The 23919-nt window shown below is 65.1% G+C and carries 25 protein-coding genes; 17 read left to right on the forward strand and 8 right to left on the reverse strand.

What is annotated here, in order from left to right; all coding sequences use genetic code 11:
- Nucleotides 1-175 precede the first annotated feature (175 nt).
- Complete coding sequence (locus AC3A4M_RS01645; RefSeq protein ID WP_498733471.1) at nucleotides 176-1966, forward strand: NAD(P)-binding domain-containing protein; 1791 nt, start codon at nucleotides 176-178, stop codon at nucleotides 1964-1966.
- 139 nt (nucleotides 1967-2105) lie between these two features.
- Here AC3A4M_RS01645 and AC3A4M_RS01650 read toward each other — a convergent pair whose 3' ends face one another.
- The gene (locus AC3A4M_RS01650; RefSeq protein ID WP_498731168.1) at nucleotides 2106-3446 is read right to left on the reverse strand and encodes a family 4 glycosyl hydrolase; all 1341 of its coding nucleotides are present in this window, start codon (nucleotides 3444-3446) and stop codon (nucleotides 2106-2108) included.
- Nucleotides 3447-3518: 72 nt separating this feature from the next.
- Here AC3A4M_RS01650 and AC3A4M_RS01655 point away from each other — a divergent pair, with 72 nt between their 5' ends.
- The 8 genes from AC3A4M_RS01655 to tsaD all read left to right on the forward strand — a co-directional run bounded on the left by AC3A4M_RS01655 (nucleotide 3519) and on the right by tsaD (nucleotide 9912).
- A complete protein-coding gene (locus AC3A4M_RS01655; protein WP_498733473.1) occupies nucleotides 3519-4616 on the forward strand; it encodes a carbohydrate kinase family protein in 1098 nt (365 codons plus the stop codon).
- 64 nt (nucleotides 4617-4680) lie between these two features.
- Nucleotides 4681-5961, forward strand: coding sequence for an alanine racemase (gene alr / locus AC3A4M_RS01660; protein ID WP_498734075.1), 1281 nt, complete (start codon nucleotides 4681-4683; stop codon nucleotides 5959-5961).
- Between the two features lie 23 nt (nucleotides 5962-5984).
- The gene (tsaE, locus tag AC3A4M_RS01665; protein WP_498734076.1) at nucleotides 5985-6593 is read left to right on the forward strand and encodes a tRNA (adenosine(37)-N6)-threonylcarbamoyltransferase complex ATPase subunit type 1 TsaE; all 609 of its coding nucleotides are present in this window, start codon (nucleotides 5985-5987) and stop codon (nucleotides 6591-6593) included.
- A 160-nt stretch (nucleotides 6594-6753) separates the two neighbouring features.
- Entirely contained in the window at nucleotides 6754-7215 is a 462-nt protein-coding gene (locus AC3A4M_RS01670; RefSeq protein ID WP_498733475.1) for a hypothetical protein, read from the forward strand.
- Between the two features lie 194 nt (nucleotides 7216-7409).
- On the forward strand, nucleotides 7410-7610 hold the full coding sequence (locus tag AC3A4M_RS01675) for a hypothetical protein (RefSeq protein ID WP_498733478.1): 201 nt from the start codon (nucleotides 7410-7412) through the stop codon (nucleotides 7608-7610).
- A gap of 18 nt (nucleotides 7611-7628) precedes the next feature.
- Nucleotides 7629-8297, forward strand: a complete 669-nt coding sequence (gene tsaB, locus AC3A4M_RS01680; RefSeq protein ID WP_498733480.1) for a tRNA (adenosine(37)-N6)-threonylcarbamoyltransferase complex dimerization subunit type 1 TsaB — start codon at nucleotides 7629-7631, stop codon at nucleotides 8295-8297.
- Between the two features lie 41 nt (nucleotides 8298-8338).
- A complete protein-coding gene (gene rimI, locus AC3A4M_RS01685; protein WP_498733482.1) occupies nucleotides 8339-8848 on the forward strand; it encodes a ribosomal protein S18-alanine N-acetyltransferase in 510 nt (169 codons plus the stop codon).
- Complete coding sequence (tsaD, locus tag AC3A4M_RS01690) at nucleotides 8845-9912, forward strand: tRNA (adenosine(37)-N6)-threonylcarbamoyltransferase complex transferase subunit TsaD (protein ID WP_498733484.1); 1068 nt, start codon at nucleotides 8845-8847, stop codon at nucleotides 9910-9912. The genes rimI and tsaD overlap by 4 nt, the downstream gene beginning before the upstream one ends.
- Nucleotides 9913-10013: 101 nt before the next feature.
- Here tsaD and AC3A4M_RS01695 read toward each other — a convergent pair whose 3' ends face one another.
- Entirely contained in the window at nucleotides 10014-11162 is a 1149-nt protein-coding gene (locus tag AC3A4M_RS01695) for a glutamate--cysteine ligase (protein WP_498733486.1), read from the reverse strand.
- Between the two features lie 110 nt (nucleotides 11163-11272).
- On the opposite strand from AC3A4M_RS01695, the gene AC3A4M_RS01700 reads away from it, so the two are divergent.
- Nucleotides 11273-12916, forward strand: a complete 1644-nt coding sequence (locus AC3A4M_RS01700; protein ID WP_498733488.1) for a glycoside hydrolase family 3 N-terminal domain-containing protein — start codon at nucleotides 11273-11275, stop codon at nucleotides 12914-12916.
- Nucleotides 12917-12992: 76 nt separating this feature from the next.
- Here AC3A4M_RS01700 and AC3A4M_RS01705 read toward each other — a convergent pair whose 3' ends face one another.
- Complete coding sequence (locus AC3A4M_RS01705; RefSeq protein WP_498733491.1) at nucleotides 12993-14255, reverse strand: THUMP-like domain-containing protein; 1263 nt, start codon at nucleotides 14253-14255, stop codon at nucleotides 12993-12995.
- Between the two features lie 118 nt (nucleotides 14256-14373).
- On the opposite strand from AC3A4M_RS01705, the gene AC3A4M_RS01710 reads away from it, so the two are divergent.
- The 6 genes from AC3A4M_RS01710 (at nucleotide 14374) to AC3A4M_RS01735 (ending at nucleotide 18524) form a co-directional block, all read left to right on the forward strand.
- Entirely contained in the window at nucleotides 14374-14721 is a 348-nt protein-coding gene (locus AC3A4M_RS01710) for a DUF6507 family protein (protein ID WP_498733493.1), read from the forward strand.
- 1 nt (nucleotide 14722) lies between these two features.
- Nucleotides 14723-16054, forward strand: coding sequence for a hypothetical protein (locus AC3A4M_RS01715; RefSeq protein ID WP_498733495.1), 1332 nt, complete (start codon nucleotides 14723-14725; stop codon nucleotides 16052-16054).
- Between the two features lie 77 nt (nucleotides 16055-16131).
- Nucleotides 16132-16545, forward strand: a complete 414-nt coding sequence (locus tag AC3A4M_RS01720; RefSeq protein ID WP_498733497.1) for a hypothetical protein — start codon at nucleotides 16132-16134, stop codon at nucleotides 16543-16545.
- Complete coding sequence (locus tag AC3A4M_RS01725; protein WP_498733499.1) at nucleotides 16542-17021, forward strand: hypothetical protein; 480 nt, start codon at nucleotides 16542-16544, stop codon at nucleotides 17019-17021. Before AC3A4M_RS01720 ends, AC3A4M_RS01725 begins: the two co-directional genes overlap by 4 nt.
- Complete coding sequence (locus tag AC3A4M_RS01730) at nucleotides 17021-17872, forward strand: hypothetical protein (protein ID WP_498733502.1); 852 nt, start codon at nucleotides 17021-17023, stop codon at nucleotides 17870-17872. The genes AC3A4M_RS01725 and AC3A4M_RS01730 overlap by 1 nt, the downstream gene beginning before the upstream one ends.
- A gap of 52 nt (nucleotides 17873-17924) precedes the next feature.
- The gene (locus AC3A4M_RS01735) at nucleotides 17925-18524 is read left to right on the forward strand and encodes a maleylpyruvate isomerase N-terminal domain-containing protein (RefSeq protein ID WP_498733504.1); all 600 of its coding nucleotides are present in this window, start codon (nucleotides 17925-17927) and stop codon (nucleotides 18522-18524) included.
- Nucleotides 18525-18531: 7 nt separating this feature from the next.
- On the opposite strand, the gene AC3A4M_RS01740 is transcribed toward AC3A4M_RS01735, so the two are convergent.
- Nucleotides 18532-19686: a sulfite oxidase gene (locus AC3A4M_RS01740; protein WP_498733507.1), complete on the reverse strand. Its 1155-nt coding sequence runs from the start codon at nucleotides 19684-19686 to the stop codon at nucleotides 18532-18534.
- Between the two features lie 31 nt (nucleotides 19687-19717).
- Complete coding sequence (locus AC3A4M_RS01745) at nucleotides 19718-20482, reverse strand: Crp/Fnr family transcriptional regulator (RefSeq protein WP_498733509.1); 765 nt, start codon at nucleotides 20480-20482, stop codon at nucleotides 19718-19720.
- 195 nt (nucleotides 20483-20677) lie between these two features.
- Between AC3A4M_RS01745 and AC3A4M_RS01750 the strand changes: the two genes are divergently transcribed.
- Nucleotides 20678-21055: a VOC family protein gene (locus AC3A4M_RS01750; protein ID WP_498733511.1), complete on the forward strand. Its 378-nt coding sequence runs from the start codon at nucleotides 20678-20680 to the stop codon at nucleotides 21053-21055.
- A 38-nt stretch (nucleotides 21056-21093) separates the two neighbouring features.
- On the opposite strand, the gene AC3A4M_RS01755 is transcribed toward AC3A4M_RS01750, so the two are convergent.
- Genes AC3A4M_RS01755 through AC3A4M_RS01765 form a run of 3 tightly spaced genes read right to left on the reverse strand, consistent with a single transcriptional unit; the run spans nucleotide 21094 to nucleotide 23880 of the window.
- On the reverse strand, nucleotides 21094-21852 hold the full coding sequence (locus AC3A4M_RS01755) for an iron ABC transporter ATP-binding protein (protein ID WP_498733513.1): 759 nt from the start codon (nucleotides 21850-21852) through the stop codon (nucleotides 21094-21096).
- Complete coding sequence (locus tag AC3A4M_RS01760; RefSeq protein ID WP_498733515.1) at nucleotides 21849-22856, reverse strand: iron chelate uptake ABC transporter family permease subunit; 1008 nt, start codon at nucleotides 22854-22856, stop codon at nucleotides 21849-21851. Before AC3A4M_RS01760 ends, AC3A4M_RS01755 begins: the two co-directional genes overlap by 4 nt.
- Nucleotides 22849-23880, reverse strand: coding sequence for an ABC transporter permease (locus AC3A4M_RS01765; protein WP_498733517.1), 1032 nt, complete (start codon nucleotides 23878-23880; stop codon nucleotides 22849-22851). The genes AC3A4M_RS01760 and AC3A4M_RS01765 overlap by 8 nt, the downstream gene beginning before the upstream one ends.
- Between the last annotated feature and the right edge of the window lie 39 nt (nucleotides 23881-23919).

The following is a 23919-nucleotide window of genomic DNA, read 5'->3' on the forward strand; positions in this document are numbered from 1 at the left end:
CGTGGCTCCTTCGTTCGATGCCAGCCGGAGGGAAGGGGATCCGGCCGCTGTGTAACGCCGTTGCAACCCCCGCTGGCTGACACTGGTGATGTCGATCACGTTCGCACCAGCATACGCGTACCGCCGAAGCTGTTGCGACCCTCAGGACACGAGCAATTGACACAAAGGAGTGGACATGGCGGATTCACCGAACGACGTCGCGCAGGCGTGGCTGGACAATCTGGACGAAGCGCTGCAGGCCGGAAATATCGACGGCGCACTGGAGCTCTTCGACGACGAGTGCTTCTGGCGGGACTTTGTTTCCTTCACCTGGAACCTGAAGACCCTGGAAGGCAAGGCCGAGATCCGGCGGATGCTCGAAGCCAGGCTGGCCGATGTGCAGCCCTCCGGCTGGAAGCTGGCGGAGGACGCCACCGGGGACGCGGCGGCGACCGAGGCCTGGGTTAATTTCGAGACCGGCGCCGCCCGGGGCTGGGCCCACTTACGGCTGCGCGACGGCAAATGCTGGACCTTGTTGACCACGATGCAGGAGCTCAAGGGGTTCGAGGAGAAAAAGGGGCCCAACCGGGACAAAGGCGTAGCGCACCGCATCACCAAGGGCCGCAAGTCCTGGCTGGAACTGAAGGAAGAGCAGGAGGCCAGGCTCGGCTACGAGGAGCAGCCCTATACCGTCATTGTCGGCGGCGGGCAGGGCGGGATCGGGCTGGCGGCGCGGCTGCGGCGGCTCGGCGTGCCCACCATCATCATCGAGAAGAACCAGCGGCCGGGGGACTCTTGGCGCAACCGGTACAAGTCCCTGCACCTGCACGATCCGGTCTGGTACGACCACCTGCCGTACATGAAGTTCCCGGATGACTGGCCGGTCTTCGCCGCGAAGGACAAGATCGGCGACTGGCTGGAGCACTACACCCGGATCATGGAGCTGAACTACTGGTCCGGCACGGAGTGCGCCAAGGCCCAGTTCGATGAAGCCGCCGGCGAGTGGATCGTGGACGTTGTACGCGACGGCGAACCGGTCACCTTGCGGCCGAAGCAGCTGGTCTTCGCCCTCGGTGTTTCCGGTTACCCGAACATCCCGAAGTTCGACGGCGCGGACTCCTTCCTGGGCCAGCAGCACCACTCCTCCCAGCACCCGGGCGGTGGGGACTGGACCGGCAAGAAGGCCGTGGTTATCGGCTCCAACAATTCGGCGCATGACATCTGTGCCGACCTGTGGGAGCACGGCGCGGACGTGACCATGGTGCAGCGTTCCTCCACGCACATCTCCCGCAGCGAGTCCCTGATGGACCTGGGCCTCGGGGACCTGTACTCGGAAAAGGCTCTGGCCAACGGTGTAACCACCGAGAAGGCGGACATGCTCTTCGCCTCGCTGCCGTACCGGATCCTGCCGGACGCGCAGAAACCGGTCTACGAGAAGATGGCCGAACGTGATGCCGATTTCTACTCCCAGCTCGAGGCCGCGGGGTTCGACCTGGACTTCGGCGAAGACGGTTCCGGCTTGTTCGTGAAGTACCTGCGGCGCGGCTCCGGCTACTACATCGACGTAGGCGCGTCCCAGCTGATCATTGACGGCCGGGTCAAACTGGCCAACGGGGAGGTGGACAAGATCACCGGCAACGCCGTGGTGCTCGACGACGGCACGGAGCTGGAGGCGGACCTGATCGTCTACGCCACCGGCTTCGGCTCAATGAACGGGTGGCTGGCGGACCTGGTGTCGCCGGAAGTGGCCAACCAGGTGGGCAAGTGCTGGGGGTACGGCTCCGACACACCGAAGGATCCGGGTCCCTGGGAGGGCGAACTGCGCAATATGTGGAAGCCCACGAATGTGGAGAACCTCTGGATCCACGGCGGCAACCTGCACCAGAGCCGGCACTACTCCACCTACCTGGCCCTGCAGCTCAAGGCCCGGATGGAAGGTCTGAAGACTCCGGTCTACGAACTGCAGGAGTCCCACCACGCGCGCTAGCCGGGCAATGCCCGTCCAGAGGACCTTACCGCAGAAACAATGAACAACGACGCCGGCCGGTCGCCCCAAAGCGATCGGCCGGCGTCGTTTCCCGGTCAGCTTTGCGAGCGCGAATCCTTGCGCGGGCGGGACGTCGTTCTTAAGCCCACTTGTAGCCGTGGGCTTGTTCGTAGGCCTCCAGCAATCGGTTCGCCACGTGGCCCGACAGGATCAACGGGTGGATCATGAAGGCCCGCAGGGCTGCATCCCGGTCTCCATGGGCTGCCTTGATAGTCTCCTGTTCCACCGCCTTCAGCTGTGCCATCAGGCCGGCCTGGTGAAGAGTCAGCGGCTGCCTGACCGGCAGCGGCCGGGCGCCATCGGCCGTCACTTCCGAAGGGACTTCAATGACGGCATCCTCAGGAAGCTGCGGCAGCGTGGAGCCGTTGCGGACGTTCAGGATCAACTCGGTCCGTTCCCCGGAGAGCAGTCCCCGCATGGTCTGGAGCGCCACTCGTTCATACCCGCCGCCGGTCACATCGCACTCATCCCGCGACCCGCCTTCGGGCCGGGCTTCGGCCAGATAGCCCTCTTCGCGCGACCGTCGGACAGCATCCCAGTCCTGGAACGGCGTCGGCGACGAGTGCAGCTTGGCGTAGAGCTCCTGCTGCTGATCGTGGATGGACTCGCCGCGGGTCCTGGCTGCCCCGGCCATGGCCAGCGTCGCTTCGCGCCGGAAGTAGTAGTAGAACAAGTACTCATTGGGAACGGTTCCGAGCACGCGAAGCATCGGCGCGCCGAACACCCGGCCCTCTTCGAAGGAGGCCAGTGCCCGCTCGTCGGCCAATAACTTGGGAAGCCGATCCTCGCCGTCGTAATTCAGGGCACGCAGCCAGCCCAAGTGGTTCAGGCCCACGTAATCAACCCCGGTCAACCGCCCCTCCTGAAGCGGAACCCCGACAGCCTGGGCCGCGCGCCTGACCAAGGCGACCGGGGAGTCGCAGATGCCGATGACCTTGGGGCCAAGGATCTTGTGCAGTGCCTCGGTGACCATGCCCGCGGGATTGGTGAAGTTGATGAGCCACGCGTCCGGACAGTGCACCTGCATTTGCCGGCCGATCTCCAGGACGGCGGGGATGGACCGAAGCGCATAGGCGATGCCGCCGGCGCCGGTGGTTTCCTGGCCGAGGATGTTCAGCCGCGCCGCAACGCGTTCGTCGACGGTTCGGCCGGCAGTGCCGCCCGGGCGGATGGCGCAAAAAACCACATCCGCTCCGGCAAGAGCGTCCTGGAGGTTTTCGGTCAGCGTGAACCGGGGAGGCTGAGCGCCGTCGGGCAGGGGAAGATCGCCGAGTACGCGTGCGATGGCCTGCAGCCGGCTGCCGTCCGTATCCTGCAGCACCAGTTCATCAATGAGCCCCGCATGAGGTCCGGTGGAAAGCGCCCGGTAGACCAACGGCACCCGGAAACCTCCGCCGCCCAGAATTACCAGCTTGACCACAGCACCCCTTTGAGACGAATTACCCGGCTGGATCAAAAATGACAGCCAGCCCCCTGCTTGTATTGTGCCAGTATGACCAACATCCTCAACCAACCACACGGATATGACCCGCTGGCTGCAAGCCGGACACCGGAGAGCCCGGCTTTCGACCTGCTGCTGACGGGGCCGGTCTTTCTGGACATTATCTTCACCGGTCTCAGCTCCCTGCCGGAGCCGGGGGAAGAACTGTGGAGCGAGGGAATGGGGTCCTGCCCCGGGGGTGTGGCGAACCAGGCCATTGCCGCCAGCAGGCTGGGCCTGAACACCACACTGGCCGCGGCTTTCGGGGACGACGCGTACGGCGAATTCAACCGCAACACGATCGGCGCGCAGGAGTACGTTGACCTGTCGCTGTCGCGGAACTTCCCGGGATGGCATTCGCCGGTCACGGTCTCCCTCTCCACCAGCAGGGACCGTTCGTTTATTACGCATGGCCACGCCGCCCCGCTCAGCGCATCCGAACTGGTTGGCGATCCGCCGCCGTGCCGGGCCGCCATCACGTCGCTGGCGCCCGAACTGGAACCGTGGGCACTGGCCGCTGCCGGAAACGGGACAAAACTCTTCGGCGATGTTGGCTGGGACCCTACCGGGCAGTGGTCCGAGTCCACCCTGGCCAATCTCGAAAGATTCCACGCCTTCCTGCCGAACGACGCCGAGGCCATGCACTACACAGGTACCGATGATCCGTGGGCGGCACTGTATGCCCTCGCGGACCGTGTGCCGGTGGCCGTGGTGACCCTGGGTTCGCGCGGGGCGATTGCCATCGATTCGATCACTGGGGAAGAGGACTGGGTCCCCGCACTGCCGGTGAAGGCCTATGATTCCACCGGCGCCGGGGACTGTTTCAGCGCGGCGTTCCTGATGGGCACATTGGCCGGATGGAAGCTGGCCGACCGGCTCGCGTTTGCCAACCTGTGTGCCGCGTTGTCTGTCCAGCAATTCGGCGGGTCGCTGGCGGCACCCGGCTGGGGCGACGTGGCGGACTGGTGGCAGCGGGTGAACGACGCTCGCGAGGGAGTCCGCGGCCAGTGGCTGCGCCGGTATGCCTTCCTGGAGAAGATCATCCCCGAGATTCCGCCGCTGGCTGTCCGCCGGGCCACCGCCACCGTGGCGCGGCATTCGGACGTCTGAGACGGGCTTGAGCCGGATTCCGGGCTGCTGATGAAAGAATGAACGGGTGAGTTCTCCAGCAGGCATGAGTTATGACCGTCAGGCAGTGATTGACCTGGACGCCATCCGGGCCAACGTCCGGCATTTCCTCGAGATCGCGGCCCCCGCGCGGGTGATGGCCGTGGTCAAGGCGGACGGCTACGGGCACGGCGCCGTTGAGGTTGCCCGCGCGGCCTTGGAAGCCGGGGCGAGCTGGCTTGGCACCGCGCACATTTCCGAAGCGCTCAAACTCAGGTCGGCCGGCTTCGACGCCCCGATCCTGGCCTGGCTGCACACTCCCGACAGCGATTTCGACGCCGCTATCAATGCCAACGTGGATCTGGGCATTTCCGGCTGGGAGCTGGAATACGTGGCGGCGGCGGCCAAGCGGCAGGAACGGCCGGCGCGCGTGCAGCTCAAGATCGATACCGGGCTGGGCCGCAACGGCTGCCCGCCTGCCCAATGGGAGCCGCTGGTCAGCCGGGCCGTGGAGTTCCAGGAGGAAGGGCTGCTGCGCGTGGTCGGGGTCTTCTCGCACCTGGCCGTCGCCGACGAACCGCACCGGCCGGAAACGGATGAGCAGATTGACAGGTTCCGCGAAGCGGTGGCGGTGGCCGAGAACGCCGGCCTGGACCTCGAGGTGCGGCATCTGGCCAACACGCCCGGGACCCTGACCCGTCCGGATGCGCACTTCGACCTGGTGCGCGTTGGCCTTGGCTTGTACGGTCTTTCACCTTTTGAGGGGCAGGTGGCGGAGGACCTCAAACTCAAGCCGGCGATGACCCTGCGCGCCCGGGTGGCTAACTGCAAACTCGTTCCCGAGCACCAAGGGGTTTCCTACGGCCTGCGCTACCACACCGAGGAGCCCACAACCCTGGTCCTGGTGCCGATGGGCTATGGCGACGGCATTCCCCGCAGCGCCAACGGAGCCCAGGTTGCCATCGGCGGCAAGCGCTATGACGTGGTGGGCCGGGTGGCCATGGACCAGTTCGTGGTGGACCTGCGCACCTCCGAGGCCGAGGACCTTGTCGGCGCGGAAGTCATCCTGTTCGGCCCAGGCGAGGATGCGCCGGGGGCGGAGGACTGGGCTGCGGCGGCCGGGACCATCAACTATGAGATCGTCACGAGGGTCAGTCCGCGCGTGCCCCGCGTCTACATCGGCCGGGACCTCGAGACCGGTGCGGCCGCCGGCATGGAGCCTTCCGTGGACTTCACCGCGAATTACGACGGCGCGGACCGCAACTCGGGGACTTACGACGGCGGGGATTACGACGGCGGGCCCTCCGCCGCTGCGGACGGCAGCCATGGTGCGGGGGACCGCGAGTGACTGGCCTCGAGGAACCAACACCGATGTGGGAAGCGGAGTATTCGGTAGCCAGTGCGGAAGAAACCCAGGCCCTGGCTGCCCGGATCGGTGCACAGCTGCAGGCGGGGGATCTGATCGTCCTGACCGGGGAACTCGGGGCAGGAAAGACCACTTTCACCCAGGGGCTGGGTGAAGGCCTGGGCGTGCGATCCGGCATCATCTCGCCCACTTTTGTGCTGGTGCGGGTCCACCCCAGCCTGGGGGACGGGCCGGACCTGGTGCATGTGGACGCCTACCGGCTGGAGTCGTCTGGCGAAATTGACGATATCGACCTGGAAAACACGATGGACAGCGCGGTGACCGTGGTCGAGTGGGGCCGCGACCGGGTCGAACACCTGGCGGAGAGCCGGCTGGACATCACGCTGGTGCGCGCCACCGGAGCTGATCTGGCCGCAGCTGGAACGAACACCGCGAACAACACGAGCACCGCGAGCACCGTGAACTCAGCCAGCTCAGCGGGCTCAACGGACACCGCGGAAGCCGGCGGCAGCCCCGCCGTCGTACTCGATTTTGATGAACCGGACGACGCTGAAGACCGGCAGATCCGCATCAGTGCCTACGGTCCGCGCTGGGCTTGCGGCAATCCTTTCTAGGAGTCTCGCCAGAGCAGGGCTGCGCCCGGACCTGCGCTCGCCCATGCCGGCGCTGCGGGGTCAACGAGCAGGCATGGGCAGTCCTCCCCATCGCGCGGGCACGGCCGGTCTGCCTACGGTGGGGAGCACAATTTGAACGGGTTGATTGAGGAGCTCCAGCGTGGCCGGATGGCTGAAAAGGACTATCCGTCCGCCCCTCGAAGTGGCCGTGAGCGCCCCCGCCCGTTGGGAACGGATCTACGTCGAACACACCGAGCTGGTCCTGGCGCTGGCCGGCATGCCCGCCGGTGTCTTCCGCCCCAGCCTCGTGGTGGTGAGCTACTTCTCCGAAGAACCGCTGCCGCAGATCGCGCTGCGCGCCGCCGAGGAGGCCCAGCAGCAGCACGAGGACCCGCTTCTGATCTCCAGCGAGTACTTGGAACATTTTGGCCGGGCGGGCCGACGGATCGAGTTCACCTACCGGATCGGCGAGACCACGGTATTTGTGCGCCGCTGGATCCTGAAGCTCGACAGCCGCTGCCTGGACGTCATCGCCAGCAGCACCGTCGGGCAGGTGCCGCTGGTCCGGGGCGCCTTCGACGCGATGTTCAGCTCGCTGGCGTGGGAAAGCGCTGCCGCGTGAGCGTGTTGACGCAGCCGGAGCCGCCGGCCAAGGCAGCCGGCCTGCGGCCTTCTGGCCTCGCAGCTGCGGCGATGGTGTTTGCCGGTTGGAGGTCCTACTCTGGCCGCTGGCGCAGGTGACTCGCGTACGGCGGCCTGATCCCAGGCGTACGCAGCTACCCTGGGCTTGGCTTGCTCTACGGGGGAATTGCATTCGTGCTGGCGCCCGCGGCGGCGTGGCTTGCTGGAGCCGGTGCGCCCAAGGCGGTGGTGGCCGCGATGGTCATTCCCGCCATCGTTGGCATGCTGATTTCGCTGCTCAGCCTTGCCTGGCTTCCGCGTTTTATGCGTCCGGCATGGGTGCGGGCAACCGAGCAGAACGAAGAGCTGCACGCACGGCAGCAGGGCGACGGCTAAACCACGTAAAATGGTCTGGTGCTGATTCTCTCCATCGATACCTCCGCCATCGCCAGCGCGGCTCTCATCACCGGAGACGGGGAGACCCTGCAGGCATTCGCCACCGAGGACACCCGGACCCACGCCGAAGTGCTGGCCCCCGGCATCCGGGAAATACTTACGACGGCGGACGTCACCGCTGCCGATATCGACGCCTTGGTCGTGGGCGTAGGTCCCGGGCCGTTCACCGGCCTTCGCTCCGGCATCGCTACCGCCAGGTCGCTGGCTTTCGCCTGGAACAAGCCCCTGCACGGGGTGATGAGTCTGGACGCCATCGCCGTAGAGGCAGCGCTGGATGCCTGGCGGCTGGGGATCGACGAGTTCATTGTGGCCACGGACGCGCGCCGCAAGGAAGTCTATTGGGCGCGGTACCGCAGCACCGGCGGAACCCCCGAACTGCTGGACGGCCCGCACGTCTCCGCGCCGGCGGACGTGCCGGAGCTGCCGGCCTACGGCAAGGGCGCGGGCATCTATCCGGACCAGCTGCACGCCGTCGCGGACTTCAGCGGCACCCAACCGACCGCCGAAGCGCTCGGCCGCACCGCCGTCGTCAAGCTGACACGGGGTCTGCCCCTGCTGGAAACCACGCCGCTGTACCTGCGCGAATCCGATGCCAAGGTCCCCGGGCCGCGGAAGCGTGCGCTGTGAAGGCGGCCGACAGGGCCATACAGCGCGGAGGCATCCGCCCGATGACCGAGGCCGACATTCCCGAGGTCGACGCCCTGGAGCAGAGCCTGTTTCCGATGGACGCTTGGCCCACCCAGATGTTCTTCGACGAGCTGTCCCAGCCCGAAACCCGCAGCTACTATGTCGCCGTCGACCCAGCTGGGACGGTGATCGCGTACGCCGGACTGATGTGCATCGAGCCGATCGCGGACGTGCAGACCATCGCCGTGGTGCCGGAGCGGGAAGGGCAGGGGATCGGCAGCCTGATGCTGACCCGCCTGATCGAGGAGGCCGCGCGGCGCAAGGCCAAGGACGTGCTGCTCGAGGTCCGGATGGACAACCCGCGGGCGCAGCGGCTGTACCAATGGTTCGGGTTCGAACAGATCCACCGCCGCCCGCGCTACTACCGCGACGGCGCGGACGCGCTGATCATGCGGCTGGAACTGGCCGGCTGGACCGGAGCGCCCGGCGCACAGTTTGAAACGACAACGCCCACGACGACGACCTCGACCCCTTCGGAGGAGACCCCATGAACCGCAGCGAACCGCTGGTACTGGGCATCGAGTCCTCCTGCGACGAAACCGGTGTAGGCATAGTCCGCGGTGACACCCTGCTGACCAACACCGTTTCCTCCTCGATGGAGGAACACGTGCGATTCGGCGGCGTGATCCCGGAGATCGCCTCGCGCGCCCATTTGGATGCCTTTGTCCCCACGCTCCAGCAGGCACTGGGTGAAGCCGGGGTGACCCTGGACGAAGTCGACGCTTTGGCCGTGACGTCCGGCCCGGGCCTTGCGGGTGCACTGATGGTGGGAGTCTGTGCGGCCAAGGCGCTCGCCGTCGCAACGGGCAAACCGCTCTACGCGATCAACCACCTGGTGGCGCACGTCGGCGTGGGCCTGCTGGACGGTGAGGAACTGCCCGAAAACCTCGGCGCGTTGCTGGTCTCCGGCGGCCACACGGAGATCCTGCGCGTGAAGTCCATTACCGACGATGTCGAACTGCTCGGCTCCACTATCGACGACGCCGCCGGCGAAGCCTATGACAAGGTGGCCCGCATCCTCGGCCTGGGCTACCCGGGCGGGCCGGTGATCGACAAGCTGGCCAAGGAGGGCAACCCCAAGGCCATCCGTTTCCCGCGCGGACTGAGCCAGCCCAAGTACATGGGCTCGGCCGAGCAGCCCGGGCGGCACCGGTACGACTGGTCCTTTTCCGGGCTGAAGACCGCCGTGGCCCGCGCAGTGGAGCAGTTCGAGGCGGCCGGCCAGGAGGTACCGGTGGCCGACATCGCCGCGTCCTTCCAGGAAGCAGTGGTGGACGTCATCACCGCCAAGGCCATGCTCGCCTGCACCGAACACGGCATCACCAACCTGCTGCTCGGCGGGGGAGTGGCCGCCAATTCACGACTGCGCGAGCTGACCGCGGAACGCTGTGCGGCCAACGGGATCACGCTGCGCGTCCCGCCGATCAACCTCTGCACGGACAACGGGGCCATGGTCGCGGCACTCGGCTCGCAGATCATCATGGCCGGCGGAGAACCGTCCGGGATCGATTTCGCCCCGGATTCCTCCATGCCGGTGACCAGCGTCCACCTGTAGCCCCGCCTCTCCCCGTTACCCCTCCATCGAGGAAGCAGATAACGCCCTTCCCGGCCTTGGGAAGGGCGTTATCTGCTTCCTCGATGAGCAGGCGGCGGTAGCTAGGCTTCGCCGCGCATCTGCCGGACTACATCGAGCACGACGGCGCGCAGGTCGCCGTCGTTCTCTGCCGCAATCCGGCGCTGGCGCTGGTAGCCGGCGCCGCGCTCGATGATCTTCTCCACGTCCGCCAGCTCGTTGCTGCAGCCGAGCTTCTTGGCCACCGGTTCCAGCCGGTTGAGCACGTCTTCGCGCAGGTGCTCGGTGACCAACTTTTCCTTGCCGGCGCCGTCGAGGATGACGATCGCCTCCATGCCGTAGCGGGCCGCGCGCCACTTGTTCTCCTGCACATGCCACGGGGGCATGGTGGGGATGGCCCAGCCGTCGTCGAGTACGGTGGAGAACTCGTCCACCAGGCACTGGGTCAGCGCGGCGATGGCGCCGACATCCTGCAGCGAGGACATGCCGTCGCAGATGCGCATCTCGATGGTGCCCAGGGCGGCCACCGGGCGGACGTCCCAGCGGATCTCGCTGAGCGTGTCGATCACCCCGGTGTTGAACATGTCCTGCACATAGTCTTCGTAGTTGGCCCAGGCTGGGAACTGGAACGGCAGGCCCGCCGTCGGCAACTGCTGGAACATCAGCGCGCGCTGCGAGGCATAACCGGTATCTTCGCCGCCCCAGAAGGGGGACGATGCGGACAGTGCCTGAAAGTGCGGGAAGTAGTTGACCAGGCCGTCCAGCACGGGCAAAGCCTTGTCCCGGTGGTCCAGGCCCACGTGGACATGCACGCCGTAGATCACCATCTGCTGGCCCCACCACTGGGTCCGGTCGATCAGCTTGGCATAGCGTTCCTTGTCCGTCACCGGCTGGGACCGCGGCGCGGCAAAGGGGTGGCTGCCGGCGCAGAACAGCTCCACGCCCATCGGATCCGTCACATCGCGCACCGCGGTCAGGGCATCGCTAAGTTCGCCCTTGGCCTGCTCCACCGATGTGCAGATGCCCGTCACCAGTTCCACCGTGTTCAGCAGCAGCTCCTGCTTGATGTGGGGGTGCTCGTCGTCGTCCTTGAGCTCGGGATGGCTGGCCGCGACGTTGCGCAGCACCTCGGCGGCCGCGGACACCAGCTCGCCGCTCCGGCCGTCCACCAGCGCCAGTTCCCACTCGACACCGAGGGTGGACTGGGCGGACGGTGCGAACTCGATATTCAAACTGACTCCTGATCTGCGCGGCTTGCCGGGTGCGCCCGGCTGTGCTCCCGTCACGCGGCTTGCGGCAGAGAACCCAAGTCAGATTCTACGGCAGTGGTACCGTCAAAGACGTGAAAAAGTTCGGTTCCCGGCGTCTGGCGCTGGGTGTGTTGGCGGCCACGTCCGCACTCCTCATTTCCTCCTGTACCGCCCCTGGCCCCGCACCCGAAGGCGGCAGTTCCGCGCCGCCGTCGTCCGTTGCCGCGCCCACCGAAGCGCCCGCGCTGTCCTGGGGGCCGAACCAGGATCATTACGACGACGCCGCTGCCGCCGTCGAGGCGATGAGCCTTGAGGAAAAGGCCGGGCAGGTCATGGTGTCCTTCTACTCCGGAACGGATCCGGCACCGCAGTTGGCGGCCATTGAGGAACTGCATCTGGGCGGCAGCATCATTATGGGCGACAACGTCCCGCTAACCGCAGAGGGCACGGTGGACGTGGCGGCCATGGCGCAGATCAACAAGTCGCTGCAGGACGCAATGTTCAACGCGCGGGACTGGCCGGGAATCATCTCCGTGGACCAGGAAGGCGGGATGGTGGCCCGGCTGGGCGCGCCGCTGACCGAGTGGCCCACACCGATGACCTACGGTGCCGCGGCGGATGAGGCTGTCTCGCGGGACTCCATGGCGGCGATGGCCACCGAACTGGCCGCGCTCGGCTTCACTATGGACCACGCGCCGGGGCTGGACCTGACGATCGGACCGGCGGATCCGACCATCGGCGCCCGGTCCCTGGGCAGCAATCCGGAGCGGGCCTCGGCGCAGGCCCCGGCGCTGCTGGAGGGCTTCGAAAAGGCCGGGGTCATGCCCAGCGTGAAGCACTTCCCGGGGCATGGCTCCGTAACCACCGACTCGCATCTGGCCCTGCCGGTACAGGACGCCTCCGTGGCGGAATTGCAGGCACGGGACTGGAAGCCCTTCAAAGCGGCGATCGACGCCGGGGCACCGGTGATGATGATGGGCCACATTGCCGTCCCCGCGCTGGAACCGGGTGTTCCGTCGTCGTTGTCGGCACCGAGCTACCAGGCGCTGCGGGACCTGGGGTTTGAAGGCGTCATCATCACGGATGCGCTGAACATGGGCGCGGTGGAGAACCAGTACCCGGGCGGCCAGGCTGCTCCGATGGCGCTCGCCGCCGGCGCCGATCTGCTGCTGATGCCTACGGATCCGTATGCCGCGCACGCCGCGATTCTTGCCGCGGTGGAGGACGGCACGCTGGCCGAGGAGCGGCTGGATGAAGCCGCTACCCGGGTAGCCACCATGCAGCTGTGGCAGAAGTCCATCGCGCAAACACCGTCGCTGGCGGAAATCGGTACCCACGCGCAGGACTCGCAGGAAGCCTCGGCCGCCGCGCTGACCGTTCTGACCGGACAGTGCTCACGCGAGGACCAGTTGGACGGCTCGCTGACCATCCAGGGCGCAGACCCGGCGGCCAACCAGCGGCTGGCGGCTGCCGCCGAGGCGCGCGGGCTGACGGTAGGCTCGGGGCCCACGGTCACCCTGCTGGCCGGGCCCGAGAGCGGAACCGGGGACATTGTTGTTTCGCTGGATGCGCCGTGGGGCCTGGAACTGTCCTCGGCCGAGGTAAAGGCCGCGCTCTACGGAGACACCCCGGCAGCGTTCGAAGCGCTGCTGGATTACCTCACGGGTGAGACCGGCGCCCCCGGGACCCTGCCGGTGGATGTCGGCGAATACGAAACCGGCACTGGCTGCGGATAGCACCGGCCGCAGCTAACAGCAGCTGCGGATAGCACTGGCCGCAGGTTACGGCCGTGCGCAAGGCGAAACTCGGAGTTTACGGCCGGGCGCTGCGGCTTCGGCTGCGGTGGCCGGCTGGCGGGATGGGCTCGACGACGATGGCCACGCGCTCCTCGCCCATGCGGGTCAGCACCAGCGTGGCCTTGTTGGGTCCCTTGCCGGAACCCGTGAGCAGGGTCTTGCGCAGTTCTTCCGGCGTGACCGAGGTGCCGCGCTTCTTGATTTCCAAGGTGCCGATTCTGCTGGCCTTCACCCACGCCTTGAGCTTCTTGACGTTGTACGGGCGGACCTCCAGCACCTTGTAGGCACGGGCGAACGGAGTCTCCAGCAGGTCCGGCGCGCAGATGTAGGCGATGTGCTCATCGAGCAGATGCCCGCCGAGCTGCCGTGCCACGTCAGCCGCCAGCCCCGCCCGGATCACGGCGCCGTCCGGTTCATACAGGTAGCCCTCGGCCGGCCCAACCGACACATCCTGCTCCGCGGGCACGTAGCCGATGTCACTGGTGAGCTCAGCCGAACCGCCGTTTGAGATGACCAGGGCGGCCCGCCGGACACCCGGGCGGGCCAGGCTATTGAACCACAACGTCGCCTCCGTCACGTCGCCATCCACCGAAACCCACTGGGCCTCGCAGTCCGCCGGCAGCGCGTCATGCGGAATGCCAGGGCCCATCTTGACGCCGACCGGAAGGCCCTGGTCAGCCAGTTTTTCGACGAAGGACAGCGGCGGTGAGAAGGCTTCGGGATCGAACAAGCGCGTGGTGCCGGACGTCGTCGTCGTTCTTCTTGCAGGATCCAGCCAGACGCCGTCGACGCCGTTCAGGTCCACCTGCTCCGCATCGGCGTTAACGACGGTGGCATTGGGCCAGGGCATGAGGTTAATGGTGGCCACCGCGGCGGTGGTTTCATCACGTTCGACGGCGGTGACCTTCCGTTCCAGCGTGGCCAGCGCGAGCGCGTCCGCGCCGATCCCGCAGCCAAGGTCCGCGACGTGCTCGACGCCGGCCTGGACGAACCGCTGGGCATGCAGCGCCGCGATGTTGAGCCGGGTTGCCTGTTCCAGGCCCGCCTTGGTGAACAGCATCTGCTCGGCGAAAGGGCCGAACTTGGTGGCGGCCTTGGCCCGCAGTTTGGACTGGGTCAGCGCGGCCGCGACCAGTTCCGGGGAGTGGCCGGCCTTGCGCAGGGCCGTGCTGGTCTTGAGGCTGTCCGCTTCCGAATACGGCTCCAGGGAGTTCAGCAACTCCCAGCCTTCCGGCGTGAGGATGGGAGCAATATTCTCGGCGGAGGTCTCGGATGCCATGCTTTCAAGCCTAGACCAGCGCGTGCCGTCGGTCGGACACGGGTAGTTCTCCCCATCGCGGCAAGACAACAGGTCCGCTAACGTCTATCAGCGGGAGAAGCACCGACGGAGAGATTTCATGGCATTGAATGGATACGACATCAACACGGCAGCGTGCCAGGGCATCCTGACCAATGTCGAGATCGAGGCGGAGGACATTGCAACCAAGAGGTCCAACCTCAGCGACGAGGTCGATAACGCCGTCGAGGCCTGCAAGAGCCGCCAGATCGGCAGTGCCCTGATCGATCTTTGGAATAACGTGCTGGCCATTCAATTCGAGGCCGCCACCACGCGGATCGAGAACGCGGCAGGCGGGGTGCGGGGAGCCGTCAACGCCTACGTTATCGGTGATGAGGCCATGGCGGAGAACAGTCGGAAACGGGTCACGGATTTGCCGGACATTAGCGTCGAGGACGCGAAAAAGTAGCATGGCACTGGATACGAGCCCATTGCAGGACTGGCCTGCCCCGTCCGCTATTAACGCGGCAGCCGGAGCCATCGCGAAACAAGGGGCGGCTGTCGACACCGCTGTGGGAAGCGTTGCCACAACGTGGTCGTTCCTGGAGCGCCATTACGAAGCACCCGAGCAAAATGATGTCCTGACGGTATTCCGGAACATCACTCCGCACGGGGAGGCGGTCAAGACAGCCGCCGAGGACGCCAAGAACGCATTGGAAACCTTTTCTTCCGGCGTGGAGGGGCTGTTGGAGACCCGACGAGCACTGTTGGTGGATGTCCAGGAGTTCCGGAACGACCCGCCCCGCGTGGATCCGTCGGACCCTGACTCGGAGGTTCTGCCGTTGGCCGAGGCGCAGTTGGACTTTCGGATCCAGGACCTGGTTTACCGGTATCAGGAACTGGAGACAGCCTGTGTCTCTGCCATTATAGCCATTAACGGCGGCCCGAAGTCCGACATGGGGGCTCTGGCCGGGCCGAACTTCGCGCTGATTCCGGCAGCCGCGGGCAACTACGGCAGTCTGTACACCTTCAAATCCGTTGAGGTAGGGGCCTACCGGACGGTGCCGGTTCCGTGGCAGGACTACCGCTTCACCCCAATCGACCCGGGCACGTTGACCGCAGCGGAAAGAGCGGGCAACAGATTCCTGCGCATCGATGGGCGTGAAATCAGTGTTCATGATCCGGAGCATCCGGACTACGGGCGCACCAAGCAGGAGCGGTACTGGCGGACGACCTATGGAACCAAAATGGATTGGCGTCCGGAAGTCAACAAGAAGTTCTACGATCGTTTCGACTGGTACAGCACGAAAGTTGATGCAAACCGGAGCAATTGGAAGCCTGATCTTTCCGCTTCTGAACGACCAAGGTTCAGCCAGTTGCCGAACGAGCTTAAAGGGATCAAGGCAGGTGGACTGGCTCTTGGCGTCGTCATGGCCGGCGTGACTTTTGCGGATGAGCGAGCGAAGGGATACAACAACCTGCTGCAGGAAAATCCCTCGATGTCGGAGAGCGATCGTGAGTTCCGGGCTAACGAGGTCGGAACGGTCAAGACCGCGGCAAAGACAACTGTGGACCTGGGAGCCGGGCTGGCAGGAGCGGCCGTGGGAACGGCGATTGGCGGGCCGGTCGGAACCGTTGTGGGATTCGGCGTCGGCATGTTCGTCTCCTACGCGTCAGATGTCGAACTTCCGGATTGGCTAGGTGGAAAGAGCATCAAGGATCAGGCAGCGGACGGAGCCGTAGAACTCTACGACGGTGCCAAAGACCTGGTTTCCGATGGTTGGAATGCCGTTTTCGGCTAATCTGGTCACTCTCCGGAACGGTACGGTGGAAGTACCGGACTCCTCGCCCCTGTCCTTCAAAAAATAGTTAGGCACCTGTGTTTTCACCTGCGCTACTTCTGTTCTTATTGCCGCTCGGGCTTTTCCTACTGGTGTGCGGCCTCGGGATGTACACCAATAAGTGGCCGGTGCTGTTGGTGGTGGACGGCTTCCTGCCGGGGCAAGGCGGTCTGGCAGCAACATACATAGGTGCCTGGATGGCGACGTTGCCCTTCGGTGATTGGTGGCTGTCCTGGGACCTTCCGGTCCTTCCCGGAATCTTGTCCCTGCTCAACACTGCCTGCCTGGTCATTGGGCTCGTGGGCTGTTTCTGGATGCCTCGGTTTATGCAACCAACCTGGATCAAGCAGCTGGATGACAGGATCAAACGCGGTGAGGATGCATATTCCCTGAAGTATCTGCGTCCGTCCGACGATGGCGGCACGTCCCTGAAACGTGAGGAACAGCCATGAGTGGTGGAAGCGAGTGGGTCTGGGAAGGCATTGAGAGGTTTTCATTGCCGCGTCTGAGCAATTGGGAGCGGCTTCAGGAACCGCAGGCTGCTCTAGTGCTGGCACATCCGCCGGTTCCCCACGGTGTTTTCCGGCCGAATCTGGTGGCGCGGGTTGAACCTGCAGACGCAGTGACTTTGACCAGGATGGCCACTGCCGCCTTGGCCTCGACGATGAAGCTTTGGGACGACGTCCATGTCATCGCCAATGAGGAGGCGCTCAAACAAGACCTGCTCGGACGCAAGCAGAAGTTCGTGTACCAGGCCAACGACCAGACAATCTGTGTGGACCGGTGGCTGTGGCTGGTGGCTGGTGACGCCGTGGAGCTGACCGCGAGCTACACCGTCGAGCAACTGGTTGGCATGGAGCCATTGTTCGACCACATGATGGGTGGTCTCGAATTTCGGGGAACCGATCGCGAAGGAGTGACAGCGTAGTGGAGACCCTGGACAGTATTGCTCCCCGCGAGCCTCGTCTTGATGAGTTCGCATCAGCACGGTCGGGTTCCCAACTCGAAGATCTGTCCCGTGTCGCTTCTGCCCAGCCGTACCGTTCCGGGGGGCCTGTTCTGGGCACCAGCACGGTTCAGCTGTTTGAATCCATTGCGGATAGCGGGGCTGTCGGCCGGTTCCAGCGGGGCGGTAAGACGTACGAGATCGCCGAGCTGTCCGCTTCTGGTTACGCCGACGAGAAGGGGCAGCTGACTTCCTCGGGAAAGGCGTTTGCAACGCCCTGGCGTGAGTTCGAATTCGGTCTATCCATTGCGGCGCAGCGAGAAGAGATGAATACCGGCATGCAGATCTGGGCAGGAGGCGGACTGGCGATACTAGCGGCCGGCCCCTCTCCGTTCACCGCGGAGAGTGTGGGCATCGGTCCCAACCAGCTGGCGCTTGATCTCGTCACGGTTGCGCAGCTGCCGATGGCCATAGCCTCGTGGTGTTCAATCGGGCCCGCCTGGACAACGCACGGCGATCTGCGCTCCTTGGAGCCGAAGCAGTTTAGTGCCCGGCTTGCCTCGGCAGCGGAACCTGCCCCGGCCGATGCCGATGGAGCCTGGTTTCGGATGTGGCACCAACCCTGGACCGCGTGGAATATCCGGCGTTCCGGGTCGCAGTCCGGCCACAGCTGGTTGAACGCCGGATCCGCCGGGCATTACCGAGTAGGAACCAAGGCCGGCGACATCACCTTGGAACCTGAGCCGTCCGCCGTCGTTTGGGATACCTTGGTGCGTTTCATCCACCAGGCGGTGACTGCTCCCCAGCAGACGGTGAACGGCATGGGAGCGTAGGATTCCAGTCTCCGGATGCCCGGAGGCTCCCTCAGGATGGCATGATGAGGCCATGATTCAGGGAGCGGCAACATACCTAGAGGCGGCACGGCACTTTCGCGAGGTGCTCGCCGGGATCCCGGACCGTGCCTGGGACGGGCCGGGGCTGGGCGACTGGAACGTGCGGACGCTGGCCGGACATACCAGCCGCGCGCTGATTACGGTCCTGACCTATCTGGAGCGGCCGGCTCAAAATATCGACGTCGGATCCACCGCCGAATACTACTCCGGGCTGGACTTCACCTCGTCGCCTGACATTACCGCCAGGGCGGTGGCGGCCGGGGAGGATCTGGGAGCGAAGCCCCTTGAGACCGTGGACCGGCTGCTGGCGCAGCTGGAGAATGTGGTGCCGCTTGTCTCGGACCGCGTCATCGAGACGATAGCAGGCGGGATGCGGTTCAGCGACTACCTCCCGACCAGGATTTTCGAGCTGGCGGTACACAGCCTGGATCTGGCTGCCGCCTGCGGCGTTCCGGCGTCGTTGCCTTCTGAAGTGGAGAAGGCGGCGATGAAGGTGGCGGTGGAAATTGCCGCCGCGCGGGGCGAGGGCAGCCTGTTGTTGCTGGCATTGACCGGCCGGACGACTCTGCCACCCGGTTTTTCCGTCGTGTGAAAGAAGGCTAAGGCAATGCCGTTCCGTCGGAAATCGATGGCAGCACGGTGACCTGCAACCGCTGGACCGCGTTGTTGGCCATGCCCTGGTAGTTCCACTCCGGTTCCAGCGGCTGGATGTTCCCTGCGTCGTCTTCGGCACGGCAGATCAATTCATGATCGCCCTCTTCGGCCTGCCAGAAGCAGGACCAGCCCCGCCAAGCGTGCCTGCCATCCTGCTCGTCCAGCTGCGCCGGTAGCCACCGCCCATCGACGCCCACCTGGACAGCCTTGATGAGGCCGTAGCCGGACCAGGCCCGGCCCACGAGTTTGGTCGCGCCGGCGGGAACAATGGGCCGACGGGACATGAAGTCGGGAATGCCCGGGGGAGCCATGAGCGAGCGGACACGTATCCGCGTGACCGGTTCGCCCGGATCATCGGCGTCCTGCTGCAAACGGTAGGCAAAACGCTGCTGGAACCCCTCGAAAGCCTGGGGGACGGCGTCGATGCGGTGCAGCCACTTCACGCTCGCCATGCCGTACCAGCAGGGAACCACCAGACGAAGGGGAAAGCCGTGCTGCGGCGGGAGCGGCTGGCCGTTCATTTCGTAGGCGAGCAGGACATCACCGGAGACGGCGGTGCGTACGGGCAGACTGCGTTCATACGCGTGTGCCACTCCGCCCTGAAATCCGCGGTCCAGTCCGCTGAAAACCAGCTCCACTGCGTCCGGCCGCAGCCCGGCTTCGTCCATCAGGTCTACGAGCGGGGTGCCCGTCCACTCAGCCGTGCTAACACCCCCATGGACCCAAGGCTGTGATACCGGGCGCGGTTGCAACAAGCTCCGGCCGTTGCCTGCGCATTCAAGGGTGACCCCCAAGGACATCCTGTCCCGGGCACGCAAATCAGCCAGCGAGAACTCTACTGGCTCGGCGACCGCTCCACCGATCTTCAGGCGCCAGGCCACCGGATCGACCATCGGAACATCCCAGTGCATGACCAGAAAGTGCATGCCTGCCGGCGTCCGGTCCCAGCGCAGCAGCTCCAACGGCATTGCATGGTTGCGGGAGGCCAGCAGCACCTCTTCCCGGCTGAAATCGCCGGTGGTGGGTTCCGCAACGTGCGGCCGTGGCGTGCTGCTGGCCGTGGGTTCCGCTGCGTGCACCGGACCTGTTGTTGTCGTCATGCTTTGATGGTGCGCTTCTTCTGTCCGCATGTCAGTAACCTGGGTTCCATTTGCTCAGTTCGATGAGCCTTTCCGGTTCGAGAATCACGATTCGGTCCCGTTCAGTACTGGCTGTCCCGCTTTCACGAAGTTCGCGGAGAATCCGTACGACAACTTCCCGGGCGGATCCTACGGCCTCGGCAAGCTCCCGCTGGCTGGTCGTCACGGCGAACTGGCGGTTTCCCGCTCCAAGGCTTCCGCTTTCGTGCGAGGAAGGGGACAGCTGGCCGGACGGACCGTCGGGACCGGCAAGATCCAGCAGATGCCGTGCCACCCGTTGGCGGACGGAGGTGAAGGCAGCTCCCGGAATTTCCGCGATGAAATGAAGCACCCGGTCGCTGAGCTCACGGATGAGGGCCACGGCCACGCGGCTGTCGCGCGCCGTCGCTTGTCGGACCATTGCCGGAGAGAACTGCAGCAGTTTCATGTCCGTGAGCGCAAGCACCGTTGCCGGCATGCTGAAGTCGTCGCTGAACAACGAGACCACACCGATCAGCGATCCGCTCCGGCAGTACCGGACCGTGGCCGTTTTGCCATCCGGGGCAGTCACGAAGATCTTTGCCAGCCCGGCGACCACGAGCTCGAAGTGTGCGGCGGTGTCGCCGGCATGATGGATTACCGCCCCGGCACTCACCGTTGCCAGCGAACCTCCGGTCAGCAGTTCTTCGAGCAGTTGGGGCGGGAGCGGGCGCAGGCGGGAATCAGCTATGGCCCGGGCCGTGGCAGCATCCGCAGTGGCCGATTCCAACCTGACCATGCTGTCCTCCGTGTCAAGGGGAGACAGCCCGCGGCGTCTCCTTGTTCCATGGTAGGAGCCTTCAGAGAGAAGATCGAGGGGCACCACGTGGCCGAAAGGCGCCGGGCAGAAACGCGCCGCCAGTGGTATGGCAAACCCGCCGCCGCGGTGCCAAGCTGGGTAATGTCCAATTATCCGTCCTCAAGGGAGAACACCGTGTTCACTGCCAAGCAAGCGGTCAGCAGCTTCAGCGTCAATGACACAGCTGCAGCGAAAAACTTCTATGGCCAGACCCTCGGCCTTTCTGTCCAGGACGGGGACATGGGCACGCTGGACGTGACCATTCCCGGCGGAGCCACCGTCATGATCTACCCCAAAGAGAATCACGAGCCTGCTTCCTTCACCGTCCTGAACTTCGTCGTGGACGATGTCAAAGCCGCCGTGGACGAGCTCAACCGGGCCGGGGTGAAGACGGATATCTATGACCGCGCTGATCTTCCCACGGACGCCAAGGGGATCATGCGCGGCAACGGTCCGGACATCGCCTGGTTCAAAGACCCGGCAGGAAACGTCCTGTCAGTGCTCAAAGCCTGAAATAACGACGGCGGACGCTGTCCTTAGCACTGGGTGACTTAGGCGAAGTAGACGCCGATCCGGTTGCCCTCGATCTCCTCGATACGGATGTCGATATCGTAAACATCGCGCAGCACCTCCGGCTGCATGATCTGCGCGGGCGCGCCCTGATGCACCAGCCGGCCATCGCGCATGGCCACAATGTTGTCCGAATAACAGGAGGCGAAGTTGATGTCGTGGATGACCAGGACCACCGTCTTGCCTAGCTCGTCCGTCAAACGGCGGAGCAGGCGCATCATCTCCACCGCGTGCTTCATGTCCAGGTTGTTCAGCGGCTCATCGAGCAGCAGGTAGTCGGTGTCCTGCGCGAGCACCATGGCAATGAACGCGCGCTGGCGCTGGCCGCCGGAGAGCTCGTCCACGAACTTGTCCGCCAGGGCGCCCAGATCCAAATACTCCAGCGCCTGGTCAATGTATGCCTTGTCCTCGATGCGGGGCCGCCCGCCATGGTGCGGGAAGCGTCCGAAACCCACCAGATCGCGCACCGTCAGCCGGACCGTGAGCTGGTTGTCCTGCCGCAGGATGGCCATTTTCCGCGCAAGTTGCCGGCCAGGGGTGTCGTTGACGTCGAGACCATCGATGGTGACGGAGCCGGCGTCCATGTCCAGCAGCCGGCTGATCATGGACAGCAGGGTGGATTTCCCGGCGCCGTTGGGGCCGATGATCGAGGTGATGCCGCCGTCCTTGATGTAGCAGCTGACGTCGTCGACGACGGTCTGGGTGCCGTAACGCTTGGAGACGCCGGAGACGTGGATCATTTGACTTTGCCTTTCAGCAGCAGGGCGATGAAGACGATGCCGCCCACAAATTCAATGACGATACTCAGCGCCGTGTCGAAGGCGAAGACCTGCTCCAGCACCAGTTGGCCGCCCACCAGGGCGATGATGCCGAGCAGGACGGCGATGGCCAGCACGGAGGTGTGCCGGAAGTGCGAGCACAGCTGGTAGGCCAGGCTGGCAACCAGCAGGCCGAAGAACGTGATCGGACCAACCAACGCGGTGGACACAGCCACCAGGACCGAGCAGATGATCAAGACCGAGATGACGGACCGCTTGTGGTCCACGCCGAGGTTGATCGCGGTTTCGCGGCCCAGCGAGAGCACGTCCAGCTGGTGGCGCATGCGCCAGGCGAGCGTGCTGACGGCGGCGACGGCCAGCGCGGAAACGAGCAGCAGCAGCCCGTCCACGTTGTTGAAGCTGGCGAAGAAGAGGTCCTGCAGGATGATGAACTCGCTCGGATCGATCAGCCGCTGCAGCAGGGAGGAGATGCCGCGGAACATCGTGCCGAAGACGATGCCCACCAGCAGCATCAGGTGCAGGCTCTTGCCCCCGCCGGTGAACAGCCAGCGGTAGAGCAGGAAGGAGAACGCCACCATGAGGGCCACTTCGATGACAAAGCGGGCCGGGGCGCCCATAGTCAGCAGCGCCTGGCCGCCGATGGCGAACGTCAGCCCGGTCTGGATCAGCATGTAGAGGGCGTCAAAACCCATGATCGACGGCGTGAGGATCCGGTTGGAGGTGACGGTCTGGAACAGCACGGTCGAGACACCGACGGCGTAGGCCACCAGGATCATCGAGCCCACTTTAATCGCCCTGCGGGGGAGGATGTAGCCGATGTTCCCACGCAGGTCGATCAGCATGAAGGCCGCCACCAGCACCGCGGCCAGCACCGACAGGGCGATGATCCACGTCTTCGGGGAGATGCCCTTGATGGGCCGGCGCTGATGCTGGGTCAGAGCCGTGGGGAGGCCGGTGCTAACCACGGCGTTCACGCTTTCGAAGGAGCAGGTACAGGAACATGGCGCTGCCGATCGCCGAGACGATGACGCCGACGGGGATTTCGTAGGGGAAGCGGATGGTCCGGCCGATGATGTCGCAGACCAGGACAAACCCCGCACCAAAAACGGCCACCCAGGGCACGGCCCGGCGGACATTGTCGCCAAAAATAATGGACACCAGGTTCGGCACGATCAGCCCGAGGAACGGAATCGACCCGATATTGACGACGACGACGGCGCTGATCAGCGAGACAATGATCAGGCCCAGGGTCATCACACGGTTGTAGTTCAGCCCGAGGTTGGTGGAGAACTCCTGGCCCATGCCAGCCATGGTGAAGCGGTCCGCGCAGAGGTAGCCGACCAAAGTCAGCACGGCGACGATCCAGAGCAGTTCGTAGCGGCCGCGCAGCACGCCGGAGAAGTCGCCGATCATCCAGCTGTTGAGCGTCTGCAGCAGGTCGTAGCGATAGGCGAAGAAGGTGGTGATGGCCGCAATCACGCCGCCCAGCATGATGCCCACCAAGGGAACCAGCAGCGTGTTGCGCAGCGGTATCCGGCGCAGTACCAGCAGGAAGAGCGCGGTACCGGCGGCCGCGAAAACGGTGGCCGTGGACATCTTTGCCAGCAGGGAGGCGCCGGGGACGGCCACCGTGACCACGAGGATGCCCAGCGACGCGGATTCAACCGTGCCCACGGTGGAGGGTTCGACGAATTTGTTGCGCGCCATCAGCTGCATGATCAGGCCCGCAACGCTCATGGCCATGCCGGCCAGGATGACGGAGATGGTCCGCGGCACCCGGCTGATCCAGAAAATATCCCACGCCGTCTGGTCGCCCGCGAGCAGCGCGGGCAGCGAAACGTCGCTGACCCCAACAAACATGCTGGCAATCGCGAGGGCGATAACGGCGGCACCGGCCACCGCCAACTGGCCGCCGGAACCGCGCGGGCGTGCCGGAGCTACCCGGCCGGAGACTGCCGGGGTGGAGCGGGTCATCGTCGAGGAAGCCATGGTAGGTGTCTTCCGTTGCGGGCCGGATGCGTCGGCCCG

This window comes from Arthrobacter sp. Soil_C_60, assembly GCF_057656375.1.

Excerpts from the sequence above, each read along its gene's own strand:
- AC3A4M_RS01645 (WP_498733471.1), top strand. The coding sequence starts at position 176 with ATGGCGGATTCACCGAACGACGTCGCGCAGGCGTGGCTGGACAATCTG.
- AC3A4M_RS01655 (WP_498733473.1), top strand. The coding sequence starts at position 3,519 with ATGACCAACATCCTCAACCAACCACACGGATATGACCCGCTGGCTGCA.
- alr (WP_498734075.1), top strand. The coding sequence starts at position 4,681 with ATGAGTTATGACCGTCAGGCAGTGATTGACCTGGACGCCATCCGGGCC.
- tsaE (WP_498734076.1), top strand. The coding sequence starts at position 5,985 with ATGTGGGAAGCGGAGTATTCGGTAGCCAGTGCGGAAGAAACCCAGGCC.
- rimI (WP_498733482.1), top strand. The coding sequence starts at position 8,339 with ATGACCGAGGCCGACATTCCCGAGGTCGACGCCCTGGAGCAGAGCCTG.
- tsaD (WP_498733484.1), top strand. The coding sequence starts at position 8,845 with ATGAACCGCAGCGAACCGCTGGTACTGGGCATCGAGTCCTCCTGCGAC.
- AC3A4M_RS01705 (WP_498733491.1), bottom strand. The coding sequence starts at position 14,255 with ATGGCATCCGAGACCTCCGCCGAGAATATTGCTCCCATCCTCACGCCG.
- AC3A4M_RS01710 (WP_498733493.1), top strand. The coding sequence starts at position 14,374 with ATGGCATTGAATGGATACGACATCAACACGGCAGCGTGCCAGGGCATC.
- AC3A4M_RS01715 (WP_498733495.1), top strand. The coding sequence starts at position 14,723 with ATGGCACTGGATACGAGCCCATTGCAGGACTGGCCTGCCCCGTCCGCT.
- AC3A4M_RS01725 (WP_498733499.1), top strand. The coding sequence starts at position 16,542 with ATGAGTGGTGGAAGCGAGTGGGTCTGGGAAGGCATTGAGAGGTTTTCA.
- AC3A4M_RS01735 (WP_498733504.1), top strand. The coding sequence starts at position 17,925 with ATGATTCAGGGAGCGGCAACATACCTAGAGGCGGCACGGCACTTTCGC.
- AC3A4M_RS01740 (WP_498733507.1), bottom strand. The coding sequence starts at position 19,686 with ATGACGACAACAACAGGTCCGGTGCACGCAGCGGAACCCACGGCCAGC.
- AC3A4M_RS01745 (WP_498733509.1), bottom strand. The coding sequence starts at position 20,482 with ATGGTCAGGTTGGAATCGGCCACTGCGGATGCTGCCACGGCCCGGGCC.
- AC3A4M_RS01755 (WP_498733513.1), bottom strand. The coding sequence starts at position 21,852 with ATGATCCACGTCTCCGGCGTCTCCAAGCGTTACGGCACCCAGACCGTC.
- AC3A4M_RS01765 (WP_498733517.1), bottom strand. The coding sequence starts at position 23,880 with ATGGCTTCCTCGACGATGACCCGCTCCACCCCGGCAGTCTCCGGCCGG.